This is a genomic window from Janthinobacterium kochi (assembly GCF_051380715.1).
Lineage (GTDB): Bacteria > Pseudomonadota > Gammaproteobacteria > Burkholderiales > Burkholderiaceae_D > Janthinobacterium.
The window spans coordinates 232,371-255,475 of the sequence record NZ_JBNYXO010000007.1; the positions used below are offsets into that span (position 1 = coordinate 232,371).

Annotated in this window: 25 protein-coding genes; 13 read left to right on the forward strand and 12 right to left on the reverse strand. The window is 63.6% G+C overall.

The genetic code is table 11. From position 1 onward, the window contains the following. Positions 1 to 187: 187 nt before the first annotated feature. From argS to ACQ4WL_RS17490, 7 genes are read left to right on the forward strand one after another with little or no spacing between them, the layout of a single operon-like run. The gene (gene argS / locus ACQ4WL_RS17460) at positions 188 to 1,897 is read left to right on the forward strand and encodes an arginine--tRNA ligase (protein WP_436510869.1); all 1,710 of its coding nucleotides are present in this window, start codon (positions 188 to 190) and stop codon (positions 1,895 to 1,897) included. Positions 1,898 to 1,917: 20 nt separating this feature from the next. Continuing rightward, positions 1,918 to 2,631 carry an SPOR domain-containing protein gene (locus ACQ4WL_RS17465; protein WP_436510870.1) on the forward strand — a complete coding sequence of 238 codons (714 nt, stop codon included), beginning with the start codon at positions 1,918 to 1,920 and terminating at the stop codon, positions 2,629 to 2,631. 9 nt (positions 2,632 to 2,640) lie between these two features. Beyond that, a complete protein-coding gene (locus ACQ4WL_RS17470; RefSeq protein WP_436510871.1) occupies positions 2,641 to 3,312 on the forward strand; it encodes a thiol:disulfide interchange protein DsbA/DsbL in 672 nt (223 codons plus the stop codon). 37 nt (positions 3,313 to 3,349) lie between these two features. Next, positions 3,350 to 4,132, forward strand: coding sequence for an SDR family oxidoreductase (locus tag ACQ4WL_RS17475; protein WP_436510872.1), 783 nt, complete (start codon positions 3,350 to 3,352; stop codon positions 4,130 to 4,132). Positions 4,133 to 4,147: 15 nt separating this feature from the next. Further along, positions 4,148 to 4,942 carry a biotin--[acetyl-CoA-carboxylase] ligase gene (locus tag ACQ4WL_RS17480; protein ID WP_436510873.1) on the forward strand — a complete coding sequence of 265 codons (795 nt, stop codon included), beginning with the start codon at positions 4,148 to 4,150 and terminating at the stop codon, positions 4,940 to 4,942. A gap of 4 nt (positions 4,943 to 4,946) precedes the next feature. Beyond that, complete coding sequence (locus ACQ4WL_RS17485; RefSeq protein WP_436510874.1) at positions 4,947 to 5,705, forward strand: type III pantothenate kinase; 759 nt, start codon at positions 4,947 to 4,949, stop codon at positions 5,703 to 5,705. Continuing rightward, positions 5,699 to 6,382, forward strand: coding sequence for an SPOR domain-containing protein (locus ACQ4WL_RS17490; protein ID WP_436510875.1), 684 nt, complete (start codon positions 5,699 to 5,701; stop codon positions 6,380 to 6,382). The genes ACQ4WL_RS17485 and ACQ4WL_RS17490 overlap by 7 nt, the downstream gene beginning before the upstream one ends. A gap of 119 nt (positions 6,383 to 6,501) precedes the next feature. Here the strand turns inward: ACQ4WL_RS17490 and ACQ4WL_RS17495 are convergent, their stop codons facing one another. The 6 genes from ACQ4WL_RS17495 to ACQ4WL_RS17520 form a co-directional block, all read right to left on the reverse strand. Next, positions 6,502 to 7,557, reverse strand: coding sequence for a septal ring lytic transglycosylase RlpA family protein (locus ACQ4WL_RS17495; RefSeq protein WP_436510876.1), 1,056 nt, complete (start codon positions 7,555 to 7,557; stop codon positions 6,502 to 6,504). Next, complete coding sequence (gene rodA / locus ACQ4WL_RS17500; RefSeq protein ID WP_436510877.1) at positions 7,557 to 8,672, reverse strand: rod shape-determining protein RodA; 1,116 nt, start codon at positions 8,670 to 8,672, stop codon at positions 7,557 to 7,559. The genes ACQ4WL_RS17495 and rodA overlap by 1 nt, the downstream gene beginning before the upstream one ends. A gap of 8 nt (positions 8,673 to 8,680) precedes the next feature. Further along, positions 8,681 to 10,651: a penicillin-binding protein 2 gene (mrdA, locus tag ACQ4WL_RS17505; protein WP_436510878.1), complete on the reverse strand. Its 1,971-nt coding sequence runs from the start codon at positions 10,649 to 10,651 to the stop codon at positions 8,681 to 8,683. A 12-nt stretch (positions 10,652 to 10,663) separates the two neighbouring features. Continuing rightward, on the reverse strand, positions 10,664 to 11,176 hold the full coding sequence (mreD, locus tag ACQ4WL_RS17510) for a rod shape-determining protein MreD (RefSeq protein WP_035824494.1): 513 nt from the start codon (positions 11,174 to 11,176) through the stop codon (positions 10,664 to 10,666). Next, positions 11,173 to 12,240 (reverse strand): rod shape-determining protein MreC, encoded by a 1,068-nt coding sequence (mreC, locus tag ACQ4WL_RS17515; protein WP_436510879.1) that lies wholly within the window; start codon positions 12,238 to 12,240, stop codon positions 11,173 to 11,175. The genes mreD and mreC overlap by 4 nt, the downstream gene beginning before the upstream one ends. A 109-nt stretch (positions 12,241 to 12,349) precedes the next feature. Then, positions 12,350 to 13,393: a rod shape-determining protein gene (locus ACQ4WL_RS17520; protein ID WP_010393186.1), complete on the reverse strand. Its 1,044-nt coding sequence runs from the start codon at positions 13,391 to 13,393 to the stop codon at positions 12,350 to 12,352. A gap of 351 nt (positions 13,394 to 13,744) precedes the next feature. On the opposite strand from ACQ4WL_RS17520, the gene gatC reads away from it, so the two are divergent. From gatC to ACQ4WL_RS17540, 4 genes are all read left to right on the forward strand, one after another. Then, positions 13,745 to 14,047: an Asp-tRNA(Asn)/Glu-tRNA(Gln) amidotransferase subunit GatC gene (gatC, locus tag ACQ4WL_RS17525; RefSeq protein WP_070222787.1), complete on the forward strand. Its 303-nt coding sequence runs from the start codon at positions 13,745 to 13,747 to the stop codon at positions 14,045 to 14,047. Between the two features lie 62 nt (positions 14,048 to 14,109). Beyond that, positions 14,110 to 15,594: an Asp-tRNA(Asn)/Glu-tRNA(Gln) amidotransferase subunit GatA gene (gene gatA, locus ACQ4WL_RS17530; RefSeq protein ID WP_436510880.1), complete on the forward strand. Its 1,485-nt coding sequence runs from the start codon at positions 14,110 to 14,112 to the stop codon at positions 15,592 to 15,594. 54 nt (positions 15,595 to 15,648) lie between these two features. Next, positions 15,649 to 17,109, forward strand: a complete 1,461-nt coding sequence (gene gatB, locus ACQ4WL_RS17535; RefSeq protein WP_436510881.1) for an Asp-tRNA(Asn)/Glu-tRNA(Gln) amidotransferase subunit GatB — start codon at positions 15,649 to 15,651, stop codon at positions 17,107 to 17,109. A gap of 103 nt (positions 17,110 to 17,212) precedes the next feature. After that, positions 17,213 to 18,250 carry an oxidoreductase gene (locus ACQ4WL_RS17540; protein WP_436510882.1) on the forward strand — a complete coding sequence of 346 codons (1,038 nt, stop codon included), beginning with the start codon at positions 17,213 to 17,215 and terminating at the stop codon, positions 18,248 to 18,250. 6 nt (positions 18,251 to 18,256) lie between these two features. Here the strand turns inward: ACQ4WL_RS17540 and ACQ4WL_RS17545 are convergent, their stop codons facing one another. The 5 genes from ACQ4WL_RS17545 to ACQ4WL_RS17565 all read right to left on the reverse strand — a co-directional run bounded on the left by ACQ4WL_RS17545 (position 18,257) and on the right by ACQ4WL_RS17565 (position 21,177). Beyond that, the gene (locus tag ACQ4WL_RS17545) at positions 18,257 to 18,586 is read right to left on the reverse strand and encodes a hypothetical protein (protein WP_436510919.1); all 330 of its coding nucleotides are present in this window, start codon (positions 18,584 to 18,586) and stop codon (positions 18,257 to 18,259) included. Further along, the gene (locus tag ACQ4WL_RS17550) at positions 18,586 to 19,050 is read right to left on the reverse strand and encodes a peptidase associated/transthyretin-like domain-containing protein (RefSeq protein WP_436510883.1); all 465 of its coding nucleotides are present in this window, start codon (positions 19,048 to 19,050) and stop codon (positions 18,586 to 18,588) included. Before ACQ4WL_RS17550 ends, ACQ4WL_RS17545 begins: the two co-directional genes overlap by 1 nt. A 59-nt stretch (positions 19,051 to 19,109) precedes the next feature. Continuing rightward, positions 19,110 to 19,301: a YqaE/Pmp3 family membrane protein gene (locus ACQ4WL_RS17555; RefSeq protein WP_034749384.1), complete on the reverse strand. Its 192-nt coding sequence runs from the start codon at positions 19,299 to 19,301 to the stop codon at positions 19,110 to 19,112. 94 nt (positions 19,302 to 19,395) lie between these two features. Then, on the reverse strand, positions 19,396 to 20,262 hold the full coding sequence (locus tag ACQ4WL_RS17560) for an alpha/beta fold hydrolase (protein WP_436510884.1): 867 nt from the start codon (positions 20,260 to 20,262) through the stop codon (positions 19,396 to 19,398). A 21-nt stretch (positions 20,263 to 20,283) separates the two neighbouring features. Next, positions 20,284 to 21,177, reverse strand: a complete 894-nt coding sequence (locus ACQ4WL_RS17565) for a LysR family transcriptional regulator (protein WP_436510885.1) — start codon at positions 21,175 to 21,177, stop codon at positions 20,284 to 20,286. Between the two features lie 124 nt (positions 21,178 to 21,301). On the opposite strand from ACQ4WL_RS17565, the gene ACQ4WL_RS17570 reads away from it, so the two are divergent. Continuing rightward, the gene (locus tag ACQ4WL_RS17570; protein WP_436510886.1) at positions 21,302 to 22,045 is read left to right on the forward strand and encodes a sulfite exporter TauE/SafE family protein; all 744 of its coding nucleotides are present in this window, start codon (positions 21,302 to 21,304) and stop codon (positions 22,043 to 22,045) included. After that, positions 22,045 to 22,290, forward strand: a complete 246-nt coding sequence (locus ACQ4WL_RS17575) for a GNAT family N-acetyltransferase (protein WP_436510887.1) — start codon at positions 22,045 to 22,047, stop codon at positions 22,288 to 22,290. The genes ACQ4WL_RS17570 and ACQ4WL_RS17575 overlap by 1 nt, the downstream gene beginning before the upstream one ends. Before the next feature lie 75 nt (positions 22,291 to 22,365). On the opposite strand, the gene pyrE is transcribed toward ACQ4WL_RS17575, so the two are convergent. Then, entirely contained in the window at positions 22,366 to 23,028 is a 663-nt protein-coding gene (gene pyrE / locus ACQ4WL_RS17580; protein WP_436510889.1) for an orotate phosphoribosyltransferase, read from the reverse strand. Between the last annotated feature and the right edge of the window lie 77 nt (positions 23,029 to 23,105).

Here is a 23,105-nt window from a genome sequence, read left to right on the forward strand (position 1 = left end):
AACATGGGCATGTTGTCCTGATAATATCGTGAAATGCGCCGACACGGGGGCCTTGCCGGCAAGCGTATTGTTCCCGTCGGCAAACCAGTATAATTGACGCAGTCTGGGCGGCTTGGGTAATTGCCGTCCGTTTTGCTTTTTGATTCATTCTATTCATTCTTAACGCGGTTCCACCGCCATCCTGCTCATGCTCGCCCAACAGAAACAAGAAATCATCGCCCTGTTCCAGGCCGCCCTCGCTCCCGTCCTGGCCGGCACTTCGCTTGAGCCATCCGTGGTGCTCGAGCGACCACGCGATGCATCGCATGGCGACGTCGCCTGCAACATCGCCATGCAACTGGCCAAGCAGCTGAAACAGAATCCTCGCGAACTGGCGCAAACCATCGTCACGGCCGTGCTGGCCAACCCGGCTGGCCAGGGTCTGATCGAGGCAGTGGAAATCGCCGGCCCCGGCTTCATCAACGTGCGCGTCTCCGCCGCCGCCAAGCAGGCCGTGGTGAAAACCATCCTGAGCGAAGCCGACAGCTATGGCCGCAGCACGGCAGGCGCCGGCAAGCAAGTCATCCTGGAATTCGTCTCGGCCAACCCGACCGGTCCGCTGCATGTGGGCCACGGCCGCCAGGCAGCCCTGGGCGACGCCCTGTCCTCGCTGTTCGACGCGCAAGGCTACAAGGTGACGCGCGAGTTCTACTATAACGACGCGGGCGTGCAGATCCAGACCCTGGCCAATTCCGTGCAGGCGCGCGCACGCGGCTTCAAGCCGGGCGACGCCGAATGGCCGGAACCGGCCTACAACGGCGACTACATCGCCGATATCGCCAACGATTTCAAGGCCGGCAAGACCGTCTCTGCCAGCGATGGCTTGCCCGCCACGGCGAATGGCAACATCGACGACATCGATTCGATCCGCCCCTTCGCCGTCACCTACCTGCGCAACGAGCAGGATATCGATCTGCAGGCGTTTGGCGTGAAGTTCGACAATTACTACCTCGAATCGTCGCTGTATGCGGATGGCAAGGTCAATAGCGCGGTCGAAACGCTGGTCAAGGCGGGCCACACTTACGAGCAGGATGGCGCGCTGTGGCTGCGCACCACCGACTTCGGCGACGACAAGGACCGCGTCATGCGCAAGACCGACGGCACCTACACGTATTTCGTGCCGGACGTGGCGTATCACCTGGTGAAATGGCAGCGCGGCTTCGTGCAGGCCATCAATATCCAGGGCAGCGACCACCACGGCACCATCGCGCGCGTGCGCGCCGGCCTGCAGGCTGTCGACATGGGCATCCCGCAAGGCTACCCCGACTACGTGCTGCACAAGATGGTCACCGTCATGAAGGACGGCGAAGAAGTCAAGATTTCGAAGCGCGCCGGGTCCTACGTGACCGTGCGCGACCTGATCGAATGGTCGGGCGGCGGCGACATCGCCAAGGGCCGCGACGCCGTGCGCTTCTTCCTGATCTCGCGCAAGGCCGACACGGAATTCGTCTTCGACGTCGACGTGGCGCTGAAAACCACCGATGAAAACCCGGTGTATTACGTGCAGTACGCGCATGCGCGCATCTGCCGCATCCTGGAAAACTGGGGTGGCGATGCCAGCACGGTCGCCGGCGTTGACTTGTCTCCCCTGACGGCACCGACCGAAGCGACCTTGCTGGCGACCCTGGCCGCCTACCCGGAAATGCTGGCGCGCGCACAAGCGGAACTGGGGCCGCATCAAGTCGCCTTCTACCTGCGCGACCTGGCCGCCAACCTGCACAGCTTCTACTTCGCCGAAAAGGTGCTGGTCGAGGATGAAGCCGTCAAGATGGCCCGCCTGGCCCTCGTCATCGCCGCACGCCAGGTACTGCGCAACGGCCTGGCACTGATCGGCGTGTCCGCGCCAAACAAAATGTAATCGCGAAGGTCAAACCGTCAATGAATCACGCTTCCTCTTACGCTTCGCGCGCCACGCCGATCCGCCGCCAGCAGGGCAACACGCTGGTCGGCATCATCATCGGCCTGGTCATCGGCCTGGGCATCGCCGTGGTGGTCGCCCTGGTGATCACCAAGGGCGCCTCGCCCTTCACCGACAAATCGGGCAAGGCCGGCAAATCGTCCGAACCGACGGCTGGGCAGATCGCCGACCCGAACAAGCCGATGTACGGCAACAAGGAAGCGGCCAAGGAAGCGGCGCGCGACTTCTCCAAGGAGCCACGCGAGATCGTCACGCCGACGCAGCCAGCTGCGCCGGCGCCCAACACCGCACAGCAGCCGAAGGCACCGCCGCCGGACGCGCTGCAGGAATTGATCGGTACATTGAAGGACAAGCCGGCACCGAAAACGCCGGCGGCAGCACCCGCGCCGCAAGCCAAGGCCGACGTGAAAGAAACCAAGGCCGATGCAGCCAGCGACAAATGGATTTATTATCTGCAGGCTGGCGCCTTCCATGACATGTCGGACGCCGAAAGCACGCGCGGCAAACTGGCGTTGCTCGGCTTCGAAGCGGCCATCAGTGATCGCAGCACCGATGCCGGCGTGCTGCACCGCGTGCGCATCGGACCGTTCAACCAGCTTGAAGCGATGAACCGCGCGCGCACCAAGCTGTCTGAAAATGGCATCGATGTCGCCGTCGTCCGCAACCAAAAATAAGGAACCAGCATGCGTTTTCTGAAAAAAATCCTGTTCACCGCCGCCCTGTGCACTGCCGCCATGGGCGCGTCGGCCTCGCCGGCCGAACCGAAGAACGGCGTCGAATACGAAACCCTGGCCACGCCGCAGGCGACGGAATCGGGCAAGAAAATCGAAGTGACGGAATTTTTTGCGTATTACTGCCCGCATTGCAACGTGCTTGAACCGCAACTGGCGGCCTGGGTCAAGAAGCAGGGCGACAACATCGTCTTCAAGCGCGTGCACGTGTCGCGCGATGACAGCGTGGCGCCGCAACAGCGCCTTTTCTTCACCCTGCAAGCGATGGGCCTGCTCGACAAGCTGCACACCAGCGTCTTCCACGCCATGCACGTGGAGCGCAACCGTCTGGCCACCGACGACGCCGTGTTCGACTTCGTCGCCAAGCAGGGCGTGGACCGCCAGAAATTCATCGACACCTACCGTTCGATGGGGATCTCGGCCCGCGTGCGCCGTGCGGACGCCATGATGCAGGGCTACAACGTGACGTTCTGGCCCATGATCGCCATCGATGGCCGCTACATCACCTCGCCTTCGCAGGCCGATCAAGGCAGCAAGTCGGCCAAGAACGAAGAGCAGCTGAACGCCCAGGCGCTCAGCGTGATGGACGTGCTGGTCGCGAAAGCCAAAGCGGAAAAGAAATAAGCATGGCCACTTCCCTGGCGCGCCCGGGCATCGCCTGATGCACAGCGTTTTCATCACGGGCGCGTCGAGCGGACTGGGCGCTGCCCTGGCGCTGCAGTACGCGCGCCAGGGCGCCCAACTGGGCCTGCTGGCGCGCCGCGGCGAGACCCTGCAGCAACTGATCGCCTCCCTGCCCCACCCTGAACGCCACCGCGCCTACGCCGTCGATGTGTGCGACCACGCCGCCCTGAAAAGCGCGGCAGATGACTTCATCGGCTACGCCGGGCGCATCGACGTCGTCATCGCCAGCGCCGGCGTGTCATTCGGTACCTTGAGCGAACACGCGGAAGACCTGGACGCCTTCGCGCGCCTGATGGCCATCAATGTCACGGCCACCGTCGCCACCTTCGCCCCCTTCATCGCTGCCATGAAAACCCAGGGCAGCGGACGCCTGGTGGGCATCGGCAGCGTGGCCGGCATCCGCGGCCTGCCCGGCGCCGAAGCCTACAGCGCCTCGAAGGCGGCCGTCATCAGCTACTGCGAATCGCTGCGCCTGGAACTCAAGCCGGCCGGCATCAAGGTCGTCACCATCACGCCCGGCTACATCGACACGCCGATGACGCGCCACAACGCCTACCGCATGCCCTTCCTGATGCCGGCCGAAAAATTCGCCGTGCGCGCCGCGCGCGCCATCGCCGATGGCGACAGCTACTGCGTGATCCCGTGGCAGATGGGCGTCGTTGCCAAGCTGCTGCGCGCGCTGCCCAATGCCGTCTACGACATGGCCTTCGCCAACGCGCCGCACAAGGCGCGCAGCAAGCCATCCGGCGACAGTCAGTAAAACCCTACTCTCCCCATGACGAAGCACTCAGACTTGAACAGCGCGGCCATCGCCGCCCATTGCGCCACGGGCGCCGCCCACGTGGCCATCGAAGTGGTCGACGAAACCGGCTCGACCAACGCCGACCTGCTGGCGCGCTGCGCCACCCTGGCCGGACCGACCCTGCGCGTCGCCGGTCAGCAGACGGCCGGACGCGGGCGTGCCGGGCGGCCCTGGGTGTCGCAGGCGGACGCCAGCCTGATGTTCTCGCTGGCCTGGCACTTCAAGGGACCGCTGCATCAACTGGTCGGCCTGCCGCTGGCCGTCGGCGTGGCGCTGGCCGAAAGCATGACGGCGCTGGGCGTGCCGGTGCAACTGAAATGGCCGAACGACCTGCTCAAGGATGGCCATAAACTGGCCGGTATCCTCGTCGAGACGCAGCAGGCAACCGATGGCGGCGTGTGGGCCGTGATCGGCTGCGGCATCAATTTGCTGATGCCCGATGCGCTGGAACGGCAGATCGGGCGCAGCGTCTCGGCCGTGCCCTGGCTGGCGCAGATGGAACGCAATACCCTGGTGGCGGCGCTGCTCAGCCGCCTGGCCGGCGTGCTGGCAGAATTCGACGACACGGGCTTCGCGCCGTTTGCCGAACGCTGGAACGCACTGCACGCCTGGCAGGGCCAGCATGTGAAAATCCTCGACAACGGCCAACTGCTGCAGCAAGGCGTGGCGGCCGGTGTGGATCACCTGGGCCGCCTGCTGCTGCGCACCGATGGCGACCTGCAGGAAATCATGTCCGGCGACGTGTCCTTGCGCCTGACCGGGGAGTAAGCGCATGCTACTGCTGATCGACGCCGGCAATACGCGCATCAAGTGGGCACTCGTGGCCGCCGGTAGCCCCCCGGGCGGCTGGCTGGCCAGCGGCGCCGTCACGCATGCGCAGATCGATACCCTGGCCGCGCAGTGGGCCGAACTTTCCATCAGCGAAGCGCTGCTGTCGAACGTGGCAGGCGCCGTCATCGGCAGGCGCCTGCGCGCCATGCTGCCGGTCGCTGCCCGCGACTTTGCCTCGCTGCCGCAGCTGGCCGGACTGACGAATGGCTACCGCGCGCCGTCGCAACTGGGCTGCGACCGCTTTGCCGCCGCCATCGGCGCGCACGTGCTGGCGCCTGGCCAGGCGGTCATCGTCGCCAATTGCGGCACCGCCACCACCATCGACGCCATCACAGCCGATGGCGTTTTCCTCGGCGGGATGATCTTGCCGGGACTGGGACTGATGGCCAGTTCGCTGGCGCGCAACACGGCGCAGCTGCCGCAAATCGCCAGCGACGCCCTACTGCCGGCCGGCTTTGCCGACAACACGGACGACGCCATCCTCTCCGGCTGCCTGGCGGCGCAGGCGGGCGCCATCGAACGGGCCGTGCGCATGCACGGCGCCAGCGCCTGTTTATTGTCAGGCGGCGCCGCGCCGCGTATCGCACCGGCCCTGGCACTGGCGGTACCGCTGCAACTGGTGGACAACATCGTCATGATCGGCCTGCAGGCGGCTGCGCGCGCCGGCGCGGCAGGAACACAAGGAAATCACATATGCTGAAATTCGTCTTCTGGCTGCTGGCCGGCGTCAACCTGCTGGTGCTGGCCATCGGCCAGGGATATCTGGGCAGTTTTCGCAGCGAGACGCGCGAACCGGCGCGCCTGAAAAACCAGCTGCAGGCCGGCAAGCTCACCTTGCTGACGCAGGAGCAGGCCACGGCACCCGCCGCGCCGCCAGCCACCGAGGCAGCTGCGGTGCCGACACCACCGCCATCGTATGCCTGCACGGAAGTGGGCAATTTCCTGCTGGCCGACGGCCGCCGCTTCGAGGCGCAAGTGGCGGCGCTGGACTTGGGCGACCGGCAGTCGCGCCGCAACGTGGCCGGCCAGGAGGTTTCCAGCTATATGGTGTACATCCCGCCGCAGGGCAGCAAGGAAGGCGCCGACCGCAAGGCCGGCGAATTGAAGCAGCTGGGCGTGACAAATTACTTCATCATGAACGAGAGCAGCCCGCTGCGCTGGGGCATCTCACTGGGCGTATTCAAGTCGGAAACCAGCGCGCAAAGCCAGCTGGCATCGCTCAACAAACAGGGCGTGCACAGCGCCCGCGTCGCACCACGCTATAGCGCCAGCAAGCAGCTCGCTTACCAGTTCCGCGACCTTGACGCCGCTACGCGCGCGCGTCTCGAGAAGATCAAAACGCAGTTCCCAGAGCAGGAACTGCGCAGCTGCAAATAAGCGCCTGACCAAACCTACTGCGCGTCGGTATAGGCAACCTGCGATGCTCACTGTGCTTGAGCACAGTTCCGCTTCTCGGCCGCCTCTCCCTTCCGCTCGCTACGGTTTTCTCAGGTGCTTTATCGTTGGATGACGATCGGCTTGATGCCCGTCGATTCCGGTAAATTCGCCGCCGCGCGTGCCGCGTCGGCGCGGCTGGAGAACGGTCCGCCATACAGGCGGAACAGGTTACCGGCCTGCACCACGCCCAGGGTCCCCAAGGCCGCCGCGTATGGTGCCAGGCGCGAACGTCCCGTTTCTGCATTGTCGGCGCGCGAGTAGGCGCCCAACTGCAAATAAAAGCCGCTGGCCAGCGCCGCCGGGGCAGGCATGGCCACCGTCGCATCGACGGGCAGCATCTGCGTCGACACTTCCGGCTGCACCACGGCGCCCGTTTCCACGGGCGTATCGATGGAGATAGCCACCACGGAAGGCACAGGCTTGGGCGCCGCGCGCGCAGCCAGGATGGCATCGATATCGGCCGGCAGCAGCCGTTCGACCACCACCTGGTGGCTGCCCTTGCCCAGGAATCCCAGTTTCAGCGCCGCCGTGTAGGACACGTCGATCACGCGCGTGGCGTGGAACGGACCGCGGTCGTTGATGCGCACGATCACCTGTTCGCCACTGTCGATGCTCGTCACGCGCGCATACGATGGAATCGGCAAGGTAGGATGGGCCGCCGTCATCTTGTACATATCGTAGATTTCGCCCGACGAGGTGCGCTGGCCATGGAATTTCTTGCCATACCAGGTGCCCGTGCCCTTCTGCTTGAACGGTTCGTTGTCGGTGATCGGCGTGTACGTTTTGCCAAACACGACGTAAGGACGGTTCGAGCGCGTCGAATACGGCTCGTTGCGCACTTCCGCATCGGGCACGTCGCGCAGGTTGGCCGGCGGATTGTCGCCCGGGCCGTCATCCTTGTAGTAGCCGCCGCGCCCGGAACCGGCCGCAGGCAATGCCGGCAAGGTGGGATCCTGGCGCACGGGCACCTTGACCTTGCCGCCGGACGGCAGCGGCACGTTACTCGATGCGGGCTTTGGCGGCGCCGTGCCGCAAGCGGCCAGGGTCAGCAAAACCGCCAGCAGTGTGGCAACATTCGGCCCGCGCATGGCGACGGTATCGACAGGCGCGCGCATCAGGTCTGCACCAGCTTGCGATGACGCTGGATGCTCATCAGGATACCGGTGGCCACGCCCAGGGTCAGCAGCGCGGTGCCGCCATAGCTGAGGAAAGGCAGGGGAACGCCGACCACCGGCACGATGCCGCTGACCATGCCCATGTTGACGAAGGCGTAAGTAAAGAAAATCATAGTGATCGCTCCTGCCAGCAGGCGAGTGAAAAAACTGGGGGCGTTGGCGGCGATCATCATCCCCCGTCCCACCAGCAGCAAATACATCAGCATCAGAATCAGATTACCCACCAGGCCGAACTCCTCCGAATACACGGCGAAGATGAAGTCGGTAGTGCGCTCCGGGACGAATTCCAGGTGGGCCTGCGTGCCGTGCGTCCAGCCCTTGCCCGTCATGCCGCCGGAGCCGATGGCGATGATGGACTGGATGATATGGAAGCCCTTGCCCAGCGGGTCCTTGGTCGGGTCGATCAGCATCATCACTCGGTCGCGCTGGTAATCATGCAGGTGCGACCAGGCGATCGGCAGGCAGGAAACAAAGGTGATCAGCAAGCCGGCCAGCACCTTCCACGACAGGCCGGCCAGAAAGATGACGGTAAAGCCGGCCGCCACCACCAGCAATGCCGTGCCCAGGTCGGGCTGGCGCGCGATCAGGTAGACAGGCACCAGCAACAGCACGGCCGCCATCAGGAACGATTTCCAGCGCAGGGCACCCGCATTATGCTGGAAGAACCAGGCCAGCATCAGCGGCGTGGCGATCTTCAGGAATTCGGACGGCTGGATGTCGATCACGCCGATATGCAGCCAGCGCCGCGCGCCCAGCTTGATGGTGCCGAACAGCGCCACGGCCACCAGCAGTATCACCGATATCGTATACGCGGGCACGGCGATGCGCATCATCATCTGCGGCGTGATGTTGGCGGCCACCCACATGACAAAAAAGCACAGCAGGATGTTGCGCAAATGGTCCTCGATCTTGCCGGGAATGCCGATGCTGGCCGAATACAGGGTCAGCAGGCTGGTACACAGCAGCATCAGAATGATGATCATCAGCGGCGGATCGAACACCGCCAAGTAGGGTTTGGCGCGCCGCCACAGCGAGCGCCTTTCGTTAATGGGCATGTGCTTCCTTATTGCCTGGCAGGTGCCACCGGGGCGGCCTGCTCGTCCGTGATTTCTTCCAGCGTGCGCACTTCGTCGACATCTTCCTTGGGCACCTTGGTGGTGTCTTTTTCCTTGTCGCTCGGGCGCTTGCCCAGCAGGTAGTAGTCGAGCGCCTTGCGCGCGATCGGGGCGGCCACGCCGGCGCCGAAGCCCGCGTTTTCCACCACGATGGCGATCGCGATGCGCGGCTTGTCGGCCGGTGCGAAGGCCGTAAACAAGGCATTGTCGCGCAGGCGTTCGGCCAGCAACTTGGCATTGTACTTCTCGTTTTTCTTGATGCCCACCACCTGCGCCGTCCCCGTCTTGCCGCCCACCGTGTACTGCACGCCAGCGAAGATGCGCGCTGCCGTGCCGCCCTGCTCGCTGGTCACGCCCACCATGGCGCGCTTGATGATGTCGATGTTTTCCTGCTTGAGCGCGATGCGGTAGCTTTCCTTCGGTACCGTCAGGGTGCGCGCACGCGTGGCGGCGTCTTCGATGATCTTCACCAGATGCGGTTTCATCACCACGCCGTTATTGGCCAGGTTGGCTGTCGCGTGGGCGATCTGCAGCGGCGTATAGGAATTGTAGCCAGAGCCGTTACTCACCGAAATCGTGTCGCCTCCCACCCATTTTTTCTGCTGTGGCGTCTTGAAGCGCTTGCGCTTCCATTCCGTCGACGGCAGCACGCCCGTCTTTTCATTATTCAGGTCGATGCCCGTCAGCTGGCCAAAACCGAACGGCTTCATGAAGTCGTGGATGGCATCGATGCCCATGTCGCGGCCCAGCTGATAATAATAGGTGTTGCACGAGACGACGATGGACTTGTGCATGTCCACCGTGCCATGGCCGCCCACCTTGTCGTCGCGGAAGGTGTGGCCGCCGAGGATGAAAAAGCCGGGATCGGAAATCGACTGGCTCGGCGTGCGCTTGCCCAATTCGAGTGCGGCCAGCGCCATGAAGGGCTTGAAGGTCGAGCCGGGCGCGTAGGTGCCGGACAGGGGCCGGTTGACCATCGGCCGGTCCAGCGAGGTATTGAGTTCGTTCCAGCTTTGCTGGTCGATGCCGTCGACGAACAGGTTCGGGTCGTAGCCGGGCTTGGACACGTAAGCGAGGATGTCGCCGGTGGCCGGGTCGATCGCCACGGCCGCGCCGCGCCATTCGCCGAACGCTTCCTCGACCACTTTTTGCAGTTCGATGTCGATCGACAGGATCAGGTTGTTGCCAGGCGTCGCTGCCGTGCGCGACAGGGTGCGCATGGCGCGTCCGCCGGCCGACACTTCCACTTCTTCGTAGCCGGTGGTGCCATGCAGCTGCTTCTCGTAGCTTTTTTCCAGGCCTTCCTTGCCGATATGGTCGGTGCCGTTGTAGTTGGCCGCGTCCTCGCCCTCTTCCAGCGCCTTGGCTTCATTGCGGTTGATGCGGCCGATGAAGCCCACCACGTGCGACGCCACCTCGCCCATCGGATACTGGCGGAACAAGCGCGCCTGCACCTCCACGCCAGGGAAGCGGAAACGCTGCGCCGTGAAGCGGGCCACTTCTTCATCCGTCAGGCGCGTGCGCAGCGGCACGCTGACGAAGTTCTTGGATTCTTCCAGCAGCTTCTTGAAGCGGCGGCGGTCCTTGATGTCGATATGTACCAGGGTCGACAGCTCGTCGATCACCGAATCGAGGCTGGCACTCAATTTCGATGGCGTGATTTCCAGCGTATAGGCCGAGTAATTGCGCGCCAATACCACGCCGTTACGGTCGAGGATCAGGCCGCGCGTGGGCACGATGGGCACCACGGCGATGCGGTTGTCTTCCGCCTTGGTCGCGTAGTCCTCGTGCTTGATCACCTGCAGCCAGATGAAGCGCGCCAGCAACAGCGAAAAGCAGACGAAGACGAGCGCGCCCAGGATGGTCAGGCGCATGCGGAAAAAATGCAGTTCGCGCTCGGTATTCTTAAGTTCAGTCATGGCAGGCGCCCGTCAAATCGGCCGGTTATGGTCGCGGTCCACGGCGCGGCGCTGCGGTGCCAGCAAGATCCACGTGACGAAGGGCCACAGGGCGACGGCCACGAAGCTCTCGATGAAATTGAGCCAGCCGGGGAAACGGCCCGAGACGATCAGGCGCGTCAGCAATTGCAGCGCCTGCGTCAGCAGCAGCAGCGGCAGCACATGCAGCGCCTGCGTCAGGATGGGGAACCACAGCACGCGGCGGTGCATCATGATGGCGAAGTAGGACAGCAAGGTGTAGGCCAGCGCATTCTCGCCCAGCAGGGTCGAGTCGTGCACGTCCATCATCAAGCCCATGAAGAACGCCACGCCGATGCCGACCTTGCGCGGCTGGTGGATACCCCAGAAGACCAGCACCAGGGCGACGAAATCGGGCACGCCGACGAACTGCCCCCATGGCAGCAGGTTCAGCAGAAAAGCGCACAGCAGGGAAAAACCGATGAACAGGGGGCTGACCGGCAGCAGGATGTAATGTGGGCGGTTCATCGTGTCGCCTCCTTCGGTGGCACGGCGGCAGGTGTTGGTGCGGCGGCAGGTGCCGCCGGCTTCGGCGCGGGGCCGGCAGGCGGTTTCGCGGCCGGCGCGGTGGCCGGTGGTGTCGCAGCGGCAGCAGCAGCAGCAGCAGCAGGCTCCTTGGCAGGGTCCTTGATCGGCGCCATCTTGCCGGCGATCTTGCGGCCCGTCTTGACGTCTTCGACTGGCGGACGCGGTGCGATCTCCGGCGACGTCATCAAGATGAGCAGTTGGGTGTTGCGTTCGATGCCGGCCAGCGGCTGGCACACGACGCGGCCAAATGGACCGTGCGCATTGCGCTCGACCAGGGTCACGCGCGCCACGGCCAGGCCGGCCGGATACAGGCCATCGAGGCCGGAGGTAATGACAATGTCGCCGATCTGGATGTCGGCGGTGGGGGCCGTAAAGCGCAGCTCCATGGTGCCGGACTTGCCGCGGCCGATGGCCACGCTGCGCACGCCATTACGCAGCAGCTGCACGGGAATGGCCTGTTCTTCATCGGTCAGCAAGGTCACTTCCGAGGTGAACGGGAACACGCGCGTGACTTGTCCCACCACGCCCAGGTTGTCGATCACGGGACGGCCCAGTTCGACGCCATTCTGGATGCCCCGGTCCAGCACGATCTTGCGCGTGGCAGAATCACGCGTGTCATACAGGACTTCAGCCATCATGGTCTTGACGGGGACTCTTTCGCGCGCCTCCATCAATTTGCGCAAATGGTTGTTTTCAACGATATTGAGCTGCGCCTGCTGCATGATCTGCGCCGAAGCGATTTGTTCGTGCTTCAGGTCGCGCACCTGTTTTTCCAGGGAGGACAGCGAAGAAAAGTAGTTGCCGACGCCGACCGCAACATCACGCGGCACCAGGGCCGCCATCTGCACCGGATACAACACGGTGCCGACTGCCTGGCGCACGGCCGTCAAGGCGTGCATGCGCGAATCGACCAGCAACAGGGCGATAGAGATGCCGGCGAACACCATCATCTTGACGCGGGCGGAGGCGCCTTGTTTGAAAAGTGGCGGAGGACTGTATTCCATGACTTCCAATAATCAGGCCAGGCGCAGTGCGCCAACGTGCAAGCCCCGGTCAAACGCCGGCGCCAAAACCAAAAAAAGGCCGGAGTTGGTTTCCGGCCCTTCTGTCAGATTATTCGTAGGAGAAGATCGAGCCGAGCTTGTCCATACGCTCCAGAGCCATCCCGGAACCGCGCACCACGCAGGTGAGCGGGTCCTCGGCCACCAGCACCGGCAGGCCGGTTTCCTCCATCAGCAGACGGTCCAGGTCGCGCAACAGTGCGCCGCCGCCCGTCAGCATCATGCCTTTTTCGGCGATGTCGGCGCCCAGTTCCGGCGGTGTCTGTTCCAGCGCGTTCTTCACGGCCGAAACGATGTTGTTCAGCGGATCGGTCAGCGCTTCGAGGATCTCGTTGCTGGAAATGGTGAACGAGCGCGGGATGCCTTCGGACAGGTTGCGGCCCTTGACTTCCATCTCCTTGACTTCCGAACCCGGGAAGGCCGAACCGATGGCCTTCTTGATCGCTTCGGCCGTCTGTTCGCCGATCAGCATGCCGTAGTTGCGGCGGATGTAGTTGACGATAGCTTCATCGAACTTGTCGCCGCCCACGCGCACGGAACCCTTGTAGACCATGCCGCCCAGCGAGATAATGCCCACTTCCGTGGTGCCGCCGCCGATGTCGACCACCATCGAGCCGGTCGCTTCCGACACGGGCAAGCCCGCGCCGATGGCCGCTGCCATCGGTTCTTCGATCAGATATACCTGCGAAGCGCCGGCACCCAGCGCCGATTCGCGGATCGCGCGGCGCTCGACCTGGGTCGAACCGCACGGCACGCAAATGATGATGCGTGGCGAAGGACGGAAGAATTTCGAGTCGTGCACCATGCGGATGAACTGCTTGAGCATCTGTTCGGTCACGGTGAAGTCGGCGATCACGCCATCTTTCATCGGACGGATCGCTTCGATATTGCCCGGCACCTTGCCCAGCATCTGCTTGGCTTCCTTGCCGACTGCCTGAATGGTCTTCTTGCCATTCGGACCGCCTTCCTGGCGGATGGCGACGACGGACGGCTCGTCCAGGACGATACCGAGGCCGCGCACATAAATGAGGGTGTTGGCCGTGCCCAAGTCAATGGCCAGATCGGTGGAGATATACCTGCGTAAAAAACCAAACATGAGTGTCCTGTAGCGCATCGAGCTGCGCAAAAGCTGTTTATGGGGAGTTTCAAAGCGGGCGCTTTCAGGCCCCCTGAAAATCCATGAAGGCGATTTTCCCGGGTGTCACTTGGCGCTTGCGCAATCTTTTCTATGCTGCGGCAGCGGTCCATCAGCGCCGGCAACGCATTAACCCGCCATTCTACCTTATAATTTGAATGCGATTTGCTCAAAAACCATGGAAAAGTGCGACTCTTGCGGCCGCGACTTACGCGGCATTCCTCGGCTTTTGTGAGCAAAAAAGCAGCAAATACCCGCGTTTTATCAAAACGCCAACTTAATACTCATGCGCGTCACTCCGCGCCATTCGCCATGTCCCTGACACTATCCGACGTAAAACGCATCGCCCACCTGGCACAACTTGAAATGGCCGACGATCAGGCCGTCACGTCGTTGGCCCAATTGAACAAGATTTTTGCACTGGCGGAACAAATGCAAGCCGTCAATACCGATGGCGTGGCCCCCCTGAGCCACCCGCTGGCCGCCCATATGGACAATATCGCCCTGCGCCTGCGCGAGGACGTCGCCACCGAGCAAAATCGCCGCGACGCCTACCAGGCCGTGGCGCCGAAAGTACAGGATGGACTCTATCTCGTGCCAAAAGTGATCGAATAAGCATCTTTGACGCCTCGCCGAATACGCTTGTCTTCCGCCGAATAAAATCAAATAGAAACGCCATGCATACAAAATCCATCAAACAGTTGTCCACGCTTTTGCAGAACAAGGAAATTTCCGCCGTTGCACTGGCGACGCACTTCCTCGACCGCATCGCAGCGGACACTTCGAACGCCTTCCTGCACGTCGACCGTGCCCTGACCCTGGCGCAAGCTGCCGAGGCCGATGCGCGCATCGCCGCCGGCACAGCCACGCCATTGACGGGTGTGCCGATCGCGCACAAGGACCTGTTCGTGACCAAAGGCTGGCGCACCACGGCCGGCTCGAAAATGCTGGCCAACTACGCCAGCCCGTTTGACGCCACCGTGGTGGAAAAATTCCAGGCGGCCGGCATGGTCACCCTGGGCAAGCTCAATTGCGATGAATTCGCCATGGGTTCCGGCAACGAGAACTCGGCCTTCGGCGCCGTGCAGAACCCATGGGACAAGACGGCCGTGCCGGGCGGCTCGTCGGGCGGCTCGGCCGCCGCCGTCGCGGCCGGCCTCACGCCGGCGGCCACCGGCACCGACACGGGCGGCTCGATCCGCCAGCCTGCTGCTTTTTGCGGCATCACCGGCATCAAACCGACGTATGGCCGCGTCTCGCGCTTCGGCATGATCGCCTTTGCCTCGTCGCTGGACCAGGGCGGCCCGATGGCCCGCTCGGCCGAAGACTGCGCCCTGCTCTTGAGCGCCATGGCCGGCTTCGACGAACGCGATTCGACCAGCCTGTCGCCGGAACAGGGCGGCGTGGCGGAAGATTTTTCGCGCGACCTTGATCAACCCCTCACAGGCTTGCGCATCGGCGTGCCACGCGAGTATTTCGGCGAGGGCCTGGCCAAGGACGTGGAAGCGGCAGTGCGCGGCGCGCTGGCGCAGTATGAAAAACTGGGCGCCACCCTGGTCGACATCTCGCTGCCAAACACGGCCCTGTCGATTCCCGCCTACTACATGATCGCGCCGGCCGAAGCGTCGTCGAACCTGTCGCGCTACGACGGCGTGCGCTATGGCCACCGCGCCGCCGAGTACAAGGATTTGCAGGACATGTACAAGAAGTCGCGCGCGCAGGGCTTCGGCCCGGAAGTGCAGCGCCGCATCATGGTCGGCACCTATGTGCTGTGCCATGGCTACTACGACGCCTACTACCTGAAGGCGCAAAAGATCCGCCGCCTGATCGCGCAGGATTTCGATGCCGTATTAAATGGTCCGAACGCCGTCTGCGACGTCATCATGGGACCGGTCGCGCCGACTGTCGCCTGGGACCTGGGCGACAAGACGGACGATCCGGTGGCAAACTACCTGGCCGACATCTACACCCTGTCGACCAGCCTGGCCGGCCTGCCCGGCATGTCGATACCATGCGGTTTCGGAGAGGGCGAGAAAAACAGCAAGCGCCCCGTCGGCCTGCAAATCATCGGCAATTACTTCGGCGAAGCCAAACTGCTGAACGTGGCCCACCAGTTCCAGCAAGTGACGGACTGGCATACGCGCGCTCCTGCCGGCATTTAAATATATATATATGCGCCGCTTTGCCGGCGCCACCAGAAAAAAAGCGAGAACACTATGCAATGGGAAGTCGTCATCGGTCTTGAGAACCACGTGCAGCTCACGACCGAATCCAAAATTTTCAGCGGTTCGCCGATCAAGTACGGCGCCGACGCCAACACGCAAGCGAGCCCCGTCGACCTGGCGCTGCCTGGCGTGCTGCCAGTGATGAACAAGCAGGCCGTCGAGCGCGCGATCCGCTTCGGCCTGGCCGTGGGCGCCACCGTCGCGCCGCGCTCGGTCTTCGCGCGCAAAAACTATTTTTATCCCGATTCGCCCAAGGGCTACCAGATCAGCCAGTTCGAAGACCCCGTCGTCATCGGAGGCGCGCTGACCTTCGGCTATGAAAAGGATGGCGAATTCGTCACCAAGACGGTCAACCTGACGCGCGCCCACCTGGAAGAAGACGCCGGTAAATCGCTGCATGAAGACTATGCGGGCATGAGCGGCATCGACTTGAACCGCGCCGGCACGCCGCTGCTGGAAATCGTCTCGGAGCCGGAAATCCGCAGCGCCGCCGAAGCCGTGGCCTACGCCAAGGCGCTGCACTCGCTGGTCATGTGGCTGGGGGTTTGCGACGGCAACATGCAGGAAGGCTCGTTCCGCTGCGACGTCAACGTCTCCGTGCGTCCCGTGGGCCAGAAGGAATTCGGCACCCGCTGCGAGATCAAGAACCTGAACTCCTTCCGCTTCATCGAAGAAGCCGTGCACGTCGAAGTGCGCCGCCAGATCGAACTGATCGAAGACGGCGGCAAGGTCGTGCAGGCGACGCGCTTGTACGATCCGGACCGCAAGGAAACACGCGAAATGCGCAGCAAGGAAGACGCCCAGGATTACCGCTATTTCCCGGACCCTGACCTGCCGCCGCTGGTCATCTCGCCAGAGTGGATCGCCACGATCAAGGCCTCGATGCCGGAACTGCCGGCCGCCATGCGCGCGCGTTTCATCAGCGAATACGCGCTGCCGGACTACGATGCGCTGGTGCTGACGCAGTCGAAAGCCATGGCCACCTATTTCGTCGCCGTGGTCGACAAGGCCGGCAAGGAAAACGCCAAGGCCGCCGCCAACTGGCTGATGGGCGACGTGGCGTCGACCCTGAACCGCGAAGGCGTGGACCTGGACGACGCGCCCGTCTCCGCCGCGCAGCTGGCCGCCATGCTCAAGCGCATCGCCGACGGCACGATCTCGAACAAGGCGGCAAAAGAGGTCTTCGCCGGAATGTGGGAAGCCAAATCGAACGACGAGCACCTGGTCGATACCATCATCGATGCCAAGGGCCTGAAGCAGATTTCGGATTCTGGCGCCCTGGAAGCCATCGTCGATGAAGTGCTGGCGGCCAACGCCAAGTCGGTGGAGCAGTACCGCGCTGGCAAGGAAGCGGCCATCAACGCGCTGATCGGCCAGGCCATGAAGGCGTCCAAGGGCAAGGCCAACCCGGCCCAGCTGACGGAACTGCTGAAGGCCAAGCTGGCGGGGTAATCTTCGCGAGAGGCATGCAAAAGGACGCTGCGGCGTCCTTTTTTTATGCGCCGCCCGCTTGCAGGTATGATCATGGATTCTTCCACGCACCTGTGAACCCGCCATGAACAAGATCAAGACCGGCCTGGTCGGCTACGGCTTTGCCGGCTCCACCTTCCACGCTCCCGTGCTGTCTACCATCGATGCCCTGGAGCTGGCGGCCGTCGCCTCCAGCAAGCCCGAGCTCGTGCACAAGGATTGGCCTAACGCCACCGTGTATGCGGATGCGGCGCAGCTGTTTGCAGATCCGTCCATCGAGTTGGTCGTCATCGCTGCGCCCAACGAGGCCCATTTCAGCCTGGCCCTGGCGGCCCTGCAAGCGGGCAAGCACGTGGTGGTGGACAAGCCATTCACCATTTCCAGCGTTGAAGCGCAGAGCCTGATCGCACTGGCGCAAGAACGCAAGCTGGTGCTCAGCGTGTATCACAACCGGCGCTGGGATGGCGACTTCCTGACCTTGAAAGCGCTGCTGGCGCAAGGCACGCTGGGGCGCATCGCCAGCGTCGAATCGCATTTCGACCGTTTCCGCCCGGAGATCCGCCAGCGCTGGCGCGAGTCCGGCGCACCCGGTGGCGGCCTGCTGTACGACCTGGGTCCGCACATGCTGGACCAGGCCATGCAGCTGTTCGGCCAGCCGAAAAAGCTGTACGCCGATATCGTCCTGCAGCGCGATGGCGCGCAGGCTGTAGATTATTTCCACCTTGTGCTGTACTACGACCGCTTGCGCGTGGTGCTGCAAGCCGGCTGCCTGGTAAAAGCGCCAACGGCGCGCTTCGCCGTGCATGGCGACAAGGGGAGTTTCGTGAAGTTCGGCCTCGATCCGCAGGAAGACGCCCTGAAGGCCGGCGGCAGGCCGGGCCAGCCCGGCTGGGGCGTGGACCCCGTGCGCGGCGCGCTGCACCTGGGTACACAGCCGGACGGCCATTGTGAACACCTCGAAATGCAGGCCGGCCGCTACCAGGACTTTTACCAGGGCATGGCCGACGCCATCCGCCACGGCGCACCAGCGCCCGTGGCGGCCGAAGATGCGGCGGCAACGATACGCCTGATCGAACTGGCGCTGCAAAGCGCCGCCGAAGGGCGCGTACTCGCGGTCAGCTGATCTGGGTCAGTTGATGACGAAAGCCAGCACCACGGCGCCCAGCGCCAGCAGGGCCAGGCCGCAAATGAACAGCAGCTCGCCCCACCCTTCGTAGCGCGAGCGCGACTGGCCGGGGCGCAACGACATGAACGAGAGCACGGCGCTGACGAGAAAGACAATGGCATCGACGGCGAGCAGCTTGTCGATGGCCAAGCGCACCTCGCCGCGCGGCGCCAGGTGCCCGATCGACAGCACCGTCATGCATACGCCCACCATCGTCGCCGACGTGGGCAGGATATGCGTCGACAAGCCCCGCGCCGACAAGCCCCTCTCGGGTGCCTTGCCGTCGCCGAGCATCAAGGCCGGCCCTGGTTCGTTCCCGCCGGCCAGACCAGTTCCACGCGCGCGGAACTATCCGCCTTGACCTGCACCTTGCGTTCCAAAGTCTTGCCAGCCAGCGTGGCGCGCAGGCGGTAGCTGCCAGGTGGCAGTTTCGCCAGCAGGAACGGTCCGCTGGCCGTCGTTTCCAGCGCCAGCGCGCCCTTGGCGTCGCGTATCTCCAGCTTCACGTCGGACGCAAACTCCGCCTTGCCCGCCGCCTGCACGGAAAACACCAGGCTCAAGGGCCATTGCCGGCTGGCGCTCTTGATGGCAGTCGATTCATCGAGGCCGATGCCGCCGCTCAGGTACTCCACTGCCCCGCTCTTTTGCACGGGCGGCAAGGCGCTATCGCCCTGCGCCTGCGCCGCGCTTCCCAGCAACAGCCCGGCGGCCAGCATTGCCGCCGCCAGGTTCAAGGTACTGCGTCTGTCTGGTGCCATCTCACTCTCCTCATGTCGGTTGAATCAAGATAGGAAGCGCAGCTTAGGCCAGTCTTAGCTTAGCGCCGGCGCATGGCCTCGGCGATCTTCTGGTCCGTCTTGTACTGGCTCAGCGCATACACAGCCCAGATCGTCGCTGGCAGCCAGCCAATCAAGGTAATTTGCAGGATCAGGCAAATGATGCCGGCAATGGGGCGGCCGATCGTGAAAAAAGTCAGCCATGGGAGTAACAGGGCAATCAGCAAGCGCATCGTTCGTTCCTTGAGTATTCCCCTGTGCCGCGGGGACCGGGCCGGCATGCACCGGCGGTCAATTCATTGAGCCGATTATAACGATACTGGCGCCTCAAGGCGCTACGGGTGCCAACAGTTTCTCCATCCACGCGAGGATCGCGGCGAAGATCACGTCGCGGTTCACTTCATTAAAATTCTCGTGGTAATTGGCCGGGTAAAAATGGTAGTCGAGCAGGCCATCGGGCACACTGCGCAGCATGCTTTCCGTGGCGCGGCTGTCGGCCAGCTTGTCGTCGCCTGCCACCACGGCGAACAGGGGAAAACCCCAGCCAGACAAGCCACCCGCCAGTTCCTTTTGCGCCGACGTCAAGGCATGGGCAAAGCGCACCGACGCCGCACTGGCGCGTATGCCGTCGCGCTCGTCCTGGAAATGGCGCGCGGTGATGCTTTGATCGTGCGTCAGCAACATGGTCAGATTCCCCAGCGGTACCTTCATCGTCGGGAAACGCTGCGCCAGCCAACCGGACAGCATCTGCAGCACCTTCGGCACGGGAATCGCATTCACGTAATACGGCGATGAAATGATGAAGCCCCGGATGGCCGGGTCGCCCGCAAAGCGCCGCAGCCCCAGGTGCGTGGCGATCAGGCCGCCCATGGAGTGGCCCATGACAAAGATGGGCAAGCCGGGATATGCCTGCTTGACCCAGGCGAGGAACAGCTCCGCATCGTCAAGGAAGGCCTCGAATGAAGGAATATCGACCTTGCGCTTGCCATCATGGCCCACCATATCGAAGCTGACGGTGGCGATGCCGTGCTGGCGGAAGGTCAGCGCCGGCGTGACATAGTCGCCCGCATGCGCCATGCCGCCATGGATCGCCAAAATCACGGCGCGGGTGTGGTGTGGCTGCCAGATGTGGATGGGCCGCTCGACCTGGTCGCTGCACAGCAGGCTGGCCATCTTGTCTTCTGAAAAACGCATCGCTGCTCCTGTCATGCCCTGTCACGCTTTCAGATGATCGATCAACTGGCGCGCATACAGGGGTAATTCACTGAACTGGCGCACGCAGATTGTCAGATTGCGTACCGACCAGGGATCGGATAATTCCAGGCAGCGCAGCGCCATCGTCTGCTGGCAGCGGCTGGCCGCCGCCAGCGGCACCACGCTGATGCCCACGCCGCTGGCCACCATGCGGCAGACGGCATCGAAGCTGCGCAGGCGCACGCGCACTTTCAGCGGGCGCCCCAGACGCGCCGCGTGCATGCCCAGGTACTGCTGCATCGCGCTGTCGTCGGCCAGGCCGATGAAATCGTGATCCAGCAGCGTGGAGAACGCGACGACGCCATCCTGACCGAGCTCGCGGTGGTGCACGCCGTCGGCCGCGGCGATGACCACAAGCCGGTCGGGGCGAAACAAAAACGTCTGCAAGCCGCGCATGTCGACCGAATCGGACACGATGCCCATGTCGGCCAACCCTTCCGAGACGGCCTTGACGATATCGTAACTGAGGCGCTCTTCCAGGTCGATGGTCAGATTCGGATGGCGGTCGAGAAAAGCACCGAGCGCCTCGGGCAAGAATTCGCTGAGCGCGGCCGTATTGCACAGCAGCCGCAACTGCCCTTTCAAGCCGCGCGCAAATTCACCGAGCTCGCCGCGCATTTTTTCCATTTGCAGCAGCACCAGGCGCGCGTGATGCAGCAAGGTCTGACCCACAGGGGTCGGTTCCACGCCGCGCCGGCCACGCAGCAGCAAGGGCATGCCCAGCATCTCTTCCATGCCGCGCACGCGCGCACTGCTCGATGCCAATGCGAGATGGCTGCGCGCAGCGCCCGCCGTCAGGCTGCCCGCCTCCACCACGTTGACAAACAGCTGCAAGTCGACCAGATCAAAGCGCATGGCAGCTCTCCTTTTCGCCATCTTATCAGCCTTCGCATTTTACTAAGGCTGACTCAAAATAATCCACCTTGGCGAAATCCCCGGGCGAGCGCAGAATCCACGCAAAATCACTCTGGATAAGAAGATGGAGACGTCATTCCTGCTGGCCGTCGGCGCCAGCTTCCTCGTCGCTGGCTTCGTCAAGGGCGTAGTCGGACTGGGCTTGCCGACGGTAGCCATGGGTACGCTCAGCCTCATCATGCCGCCCGTGCAGGCGGCAGCCCTGCTGATCGTGCCGTCGATGGTGACGAATGTCTGGCAACTGGCGGCCGGGCCGGGCCTGCGCGCCCTGCTGCTGCGCTTGTGGCCCATGTTGGCCGGTGTCATGACCGGCACCCTGGCGGGCGGCGCCCTGCTGCCGACCGACAGCGGTGCCTGGGCCGTCGTCGCGCTGGGCGTGGCGCTGATGCTGTACGCGCTGGCGGGACTATTCTCGCTGCAGCTGCGGGTGCCGGCGCGGCACGAAACCTGGCTGGGGCCCGTCGCGGGCGCCGCGACAGGACTGGTGACGGCCGCTACGGGCGTGTTCGTGATCCCCGCCGTGCCATATCTGCAAGGACTGGGGCTGGCGCGCGATGCCCTGGTACAGGCGCTGGGCCTGGCGTTTACGGCGTCGACCGTGGCGCTGGCGGCCAGCCTGGCCCTTCACGGCGACTTCAGCCTCGGTGCGGCGGGCGCTTCCGCGTATGCCCTGCTGCCGGCGCTGGCCGGCATGCTGGCCGGCCAATGGCTGCGCGGGCGCATCGCGCAGCCAGTATTCAAGCGCTGCTTTTTGGTCGGCCTGTTTGCCCTGGGCCTGCATGCGGCGCTCAAACCATGGCTGGCGTGATGCAGATAGACTGGCAAGGGGACAGCGCGCTATGCGCGTGGATCGATGGCCAGCAAGTGGCCATGCTCGACATCAGCAGACGTGCGAATGAAGTGACGGTGAACATGCTGTTCGTGAAACCGCCGTTCCGCCGGCGCGGCATCGGCGGCGCGCTGTTGCGGCGGCTGTTGCAATGCCATCCGCAAGCTGCCACCGTCTGCAGCGACCCGCGGCTGCGGGCGCTGCTGGAAGACAAAACGATTTAAAGTGCTCAGGGCAAGGCGCGGCGCGGCAGACAGCACGCTAGTGCGGCAACGCGCCGCAACGCCGCCATGGGCGCTTTAAATGCCATACTTAGCGCGATACGCGGAAACGGCTTCCTTATGCTTCAACAGTTCCGGATCGGCGCCGGCGCCATTCAGGTAGCCGAACAAGTCGTCCAGATTGCCGATCGAGATGACGGGAATGCCATACTGTTTCGACACTTCCTGCACCGCCGAACTTGGCGACAGCTGGCCATCCGGGCCGGAGCGCTCCATGCGGTCCAGGGCGATCAGCACGGCGCATGGCTCGGCGCCGGCGGCGCGGATCATGTCCACCGATTCGCGCACCGAGGTGCCGGCCGAGATCACATCGTCAATGATGACGACTTTGCCATGCAGCTTGGCGCCGACGATGGTGCCGCCTTCGCCATGGTCCTTGGCTTCCTTGCGGTTGAAGGCGAACGAGGTGTTGCGGCCCTTGCCGGCCAGCGCCACGGCGGTGGCCGACGCCAGGGTGATACCCTTGTAGGCGGGGCCGAACAGCATGTCGAATTCGACGCCCGAGTCGAGCAGGGTCTGCGCGTAGAACTGCGCCAGCTCGGCCAGGGTGGCGCCGTCATGGAACAGGCCCGCATTGAAGAAGTACGGCGATGATCGTCCTGCCTTGGTGGTGAACTCGCCAAACCGCAAGACTCCCTTGGATACTGAAAACGCGATAAACTGCTGGCGTAAATTATTCACATTAGCCTCATTTTTTAAAAGTGCCTGTATTTTAATCCGCGCGCAGCGGCGAGACAATCGCCATGCCGCGCCCGCCG

Coding starts and splice junctions, on each gene's coding strand:
- argS (WP_436510869.1), top strand. CDS start 188: ATGCTCGCCCAACAGAAACAAGAAATCATCGCCCTGTTCCAGGCCGCC.
- ACQ4WL_RS17465 (WP_436510870.1), top strand. CDS start 1,918: ATGAATCACGCTTCCTCTTACGCTTCGCGCGCCACGCCGATCCGCCGC.
- ACQ4WL_RS17470 (WP_436510871.1), top strand. CDS start 2,641: ATGCGTTTTCTGAAAAAAATCCTGTTCACCGCCGCCCTGTGCACTGCC.
- ACQ4WL_RS17475 (WP_436510872.1), top strand. CDS start 3,350: ATGCACAGCGTTTTCATCACGGGCGCGTCGAGCGGACTGGGCGCTGCC.
- ACQ4WL_RS17480 (WP_436510873.1), top strand. CDS start 4,148: ATGACGAAGCACTCAGACTTGAACAGCGCGGCCATCGCCGCCCATTGC.
- ACQ4WL_RS17485 (WP_436510874.1), top strand. CDS start 4,947: ATGCTACTGCTGATCGACGCCGGCAATACGCGCATCAAGTGGGCACTC.
- ACQ4WL_RS17490 (WP_436510875.1), top strand. CDS start 5,699: ATGCTGAAATTCGTCTTCTGGCTGCTGGCCGGCGTCAACCTGCTGGTG.
- ACQ4WL_RS17495 (WP_436510876.1), bottom strand. CDS start 7,557: ATGCGCGCGCCTGTCGATACCGTCGCCATGCGCGGGCCGAATGTTGCC.
- rodA (WP_436510877.1), bottom strand. CDS start 8,672: ATGCCCATTAACGAAAGGCGCTCGCTGTGGCGGCGCGCCAAACCCTAC.
- mrdA (WP_436510878.1), bottom strand. CDS start 10,651: ATGACTGAACTTAAGAATACCGAGCGCGAACTGCATTTTTTCCGCATG.
- mreD (WP_035824494.1), bottom strand. CDS start 11,176: ATGAACCGCCCACATTACATCCTGCTGCCGGTCAGCCCCCTGTTCATC.
- mreC (WP_436510879.1), bottom strand. CDS start 12,240: ATGGAATACAGTCCTCCGCCACTTTTCAAACAAGGCGCCTCCGCCCGC.
- ACQ4WL_RS17520 (WP_010393186.1), bottom strand. CDS start 13,393: ATGTTTGGTTTTTTACGCAGGTATATCTCCACCGATCTGGCCATTGAC.
- gatC (WP_070222787.1), top strand. CDS start 13,745: ATGTCCCTGACACTATCCGACGTAAAACGCATCGCCCACCTGGCACAA.
- gatA (WP_436510880.1), top strand. CDS start 14,110: ATGCATACAAAATCCATCAAACAGTTGTCCACGCTTTTGCAGAACAAG.
- gatB (WP_436510881.1), top strand. CDS start 15,649: ATGCAATGGGAAGTCGTCATCGGTCTTGAGAACCACGTGCAGCTCACG.
- ACQ4WL_RS17540 (WP_436510882.1), top strand. CDS start 17,213: ATGAACAAGATCAAGACCGGCCTGGTCGGCTACGGCTTTGCCGGCTCC.
- ACQ4WL_RS17545 (WP_436510919.1), bottom strand. CDS start 18,586: ATGCTCGGCGACGGCAAGGCACCCGAGAGGGGCTTGTCGGCGCGGGGC.
- ACQ4WL_RS17550 (WP_436510883.1), bottom strand. CDS start 19,050: ATGGCACCAGACAGACGCAGTACCTTGAACCTGGCGGCGGCAATGCTG.
- ACQ4WL_RS17555 (WP_034749384.1), bottom strand. CDS start 19,301: ATGCGCTTGCTGATTGCCCTGTTACTCCCATGGCTGACTTTTTTCACG.
- ACQ4WL_RS17560 (WP_436510884.1), bottom strand. CDS start 20,262: ATGCGTTTTTCAGAAGACAAGATGGCCAGCCTGCTGTGCAGCGACCAG.
- ACQ4WL_RS17565 (WP_436510885.1), bottom strand. CDS start 21,177: ATGCGCTTTGATCTGGTCGACTTGCAGCTGTTTGTCAACGTGGTGGAG.
- ACQ4WL_RS17570 (WP_436510886.1), top strand. CDS start 21,302: ATGGAGACGTCATTCCTGCTGGCCGTCGGCGCCAGCTTCCTCGTCGCT.
- ACQ4WL_RS17575 (WP_436510887.1), top strand. CDS start 22,045: ATGCAGATAGACTGGCAAGGGGACAGCGCGCTATGCGCGTGGATCGAT.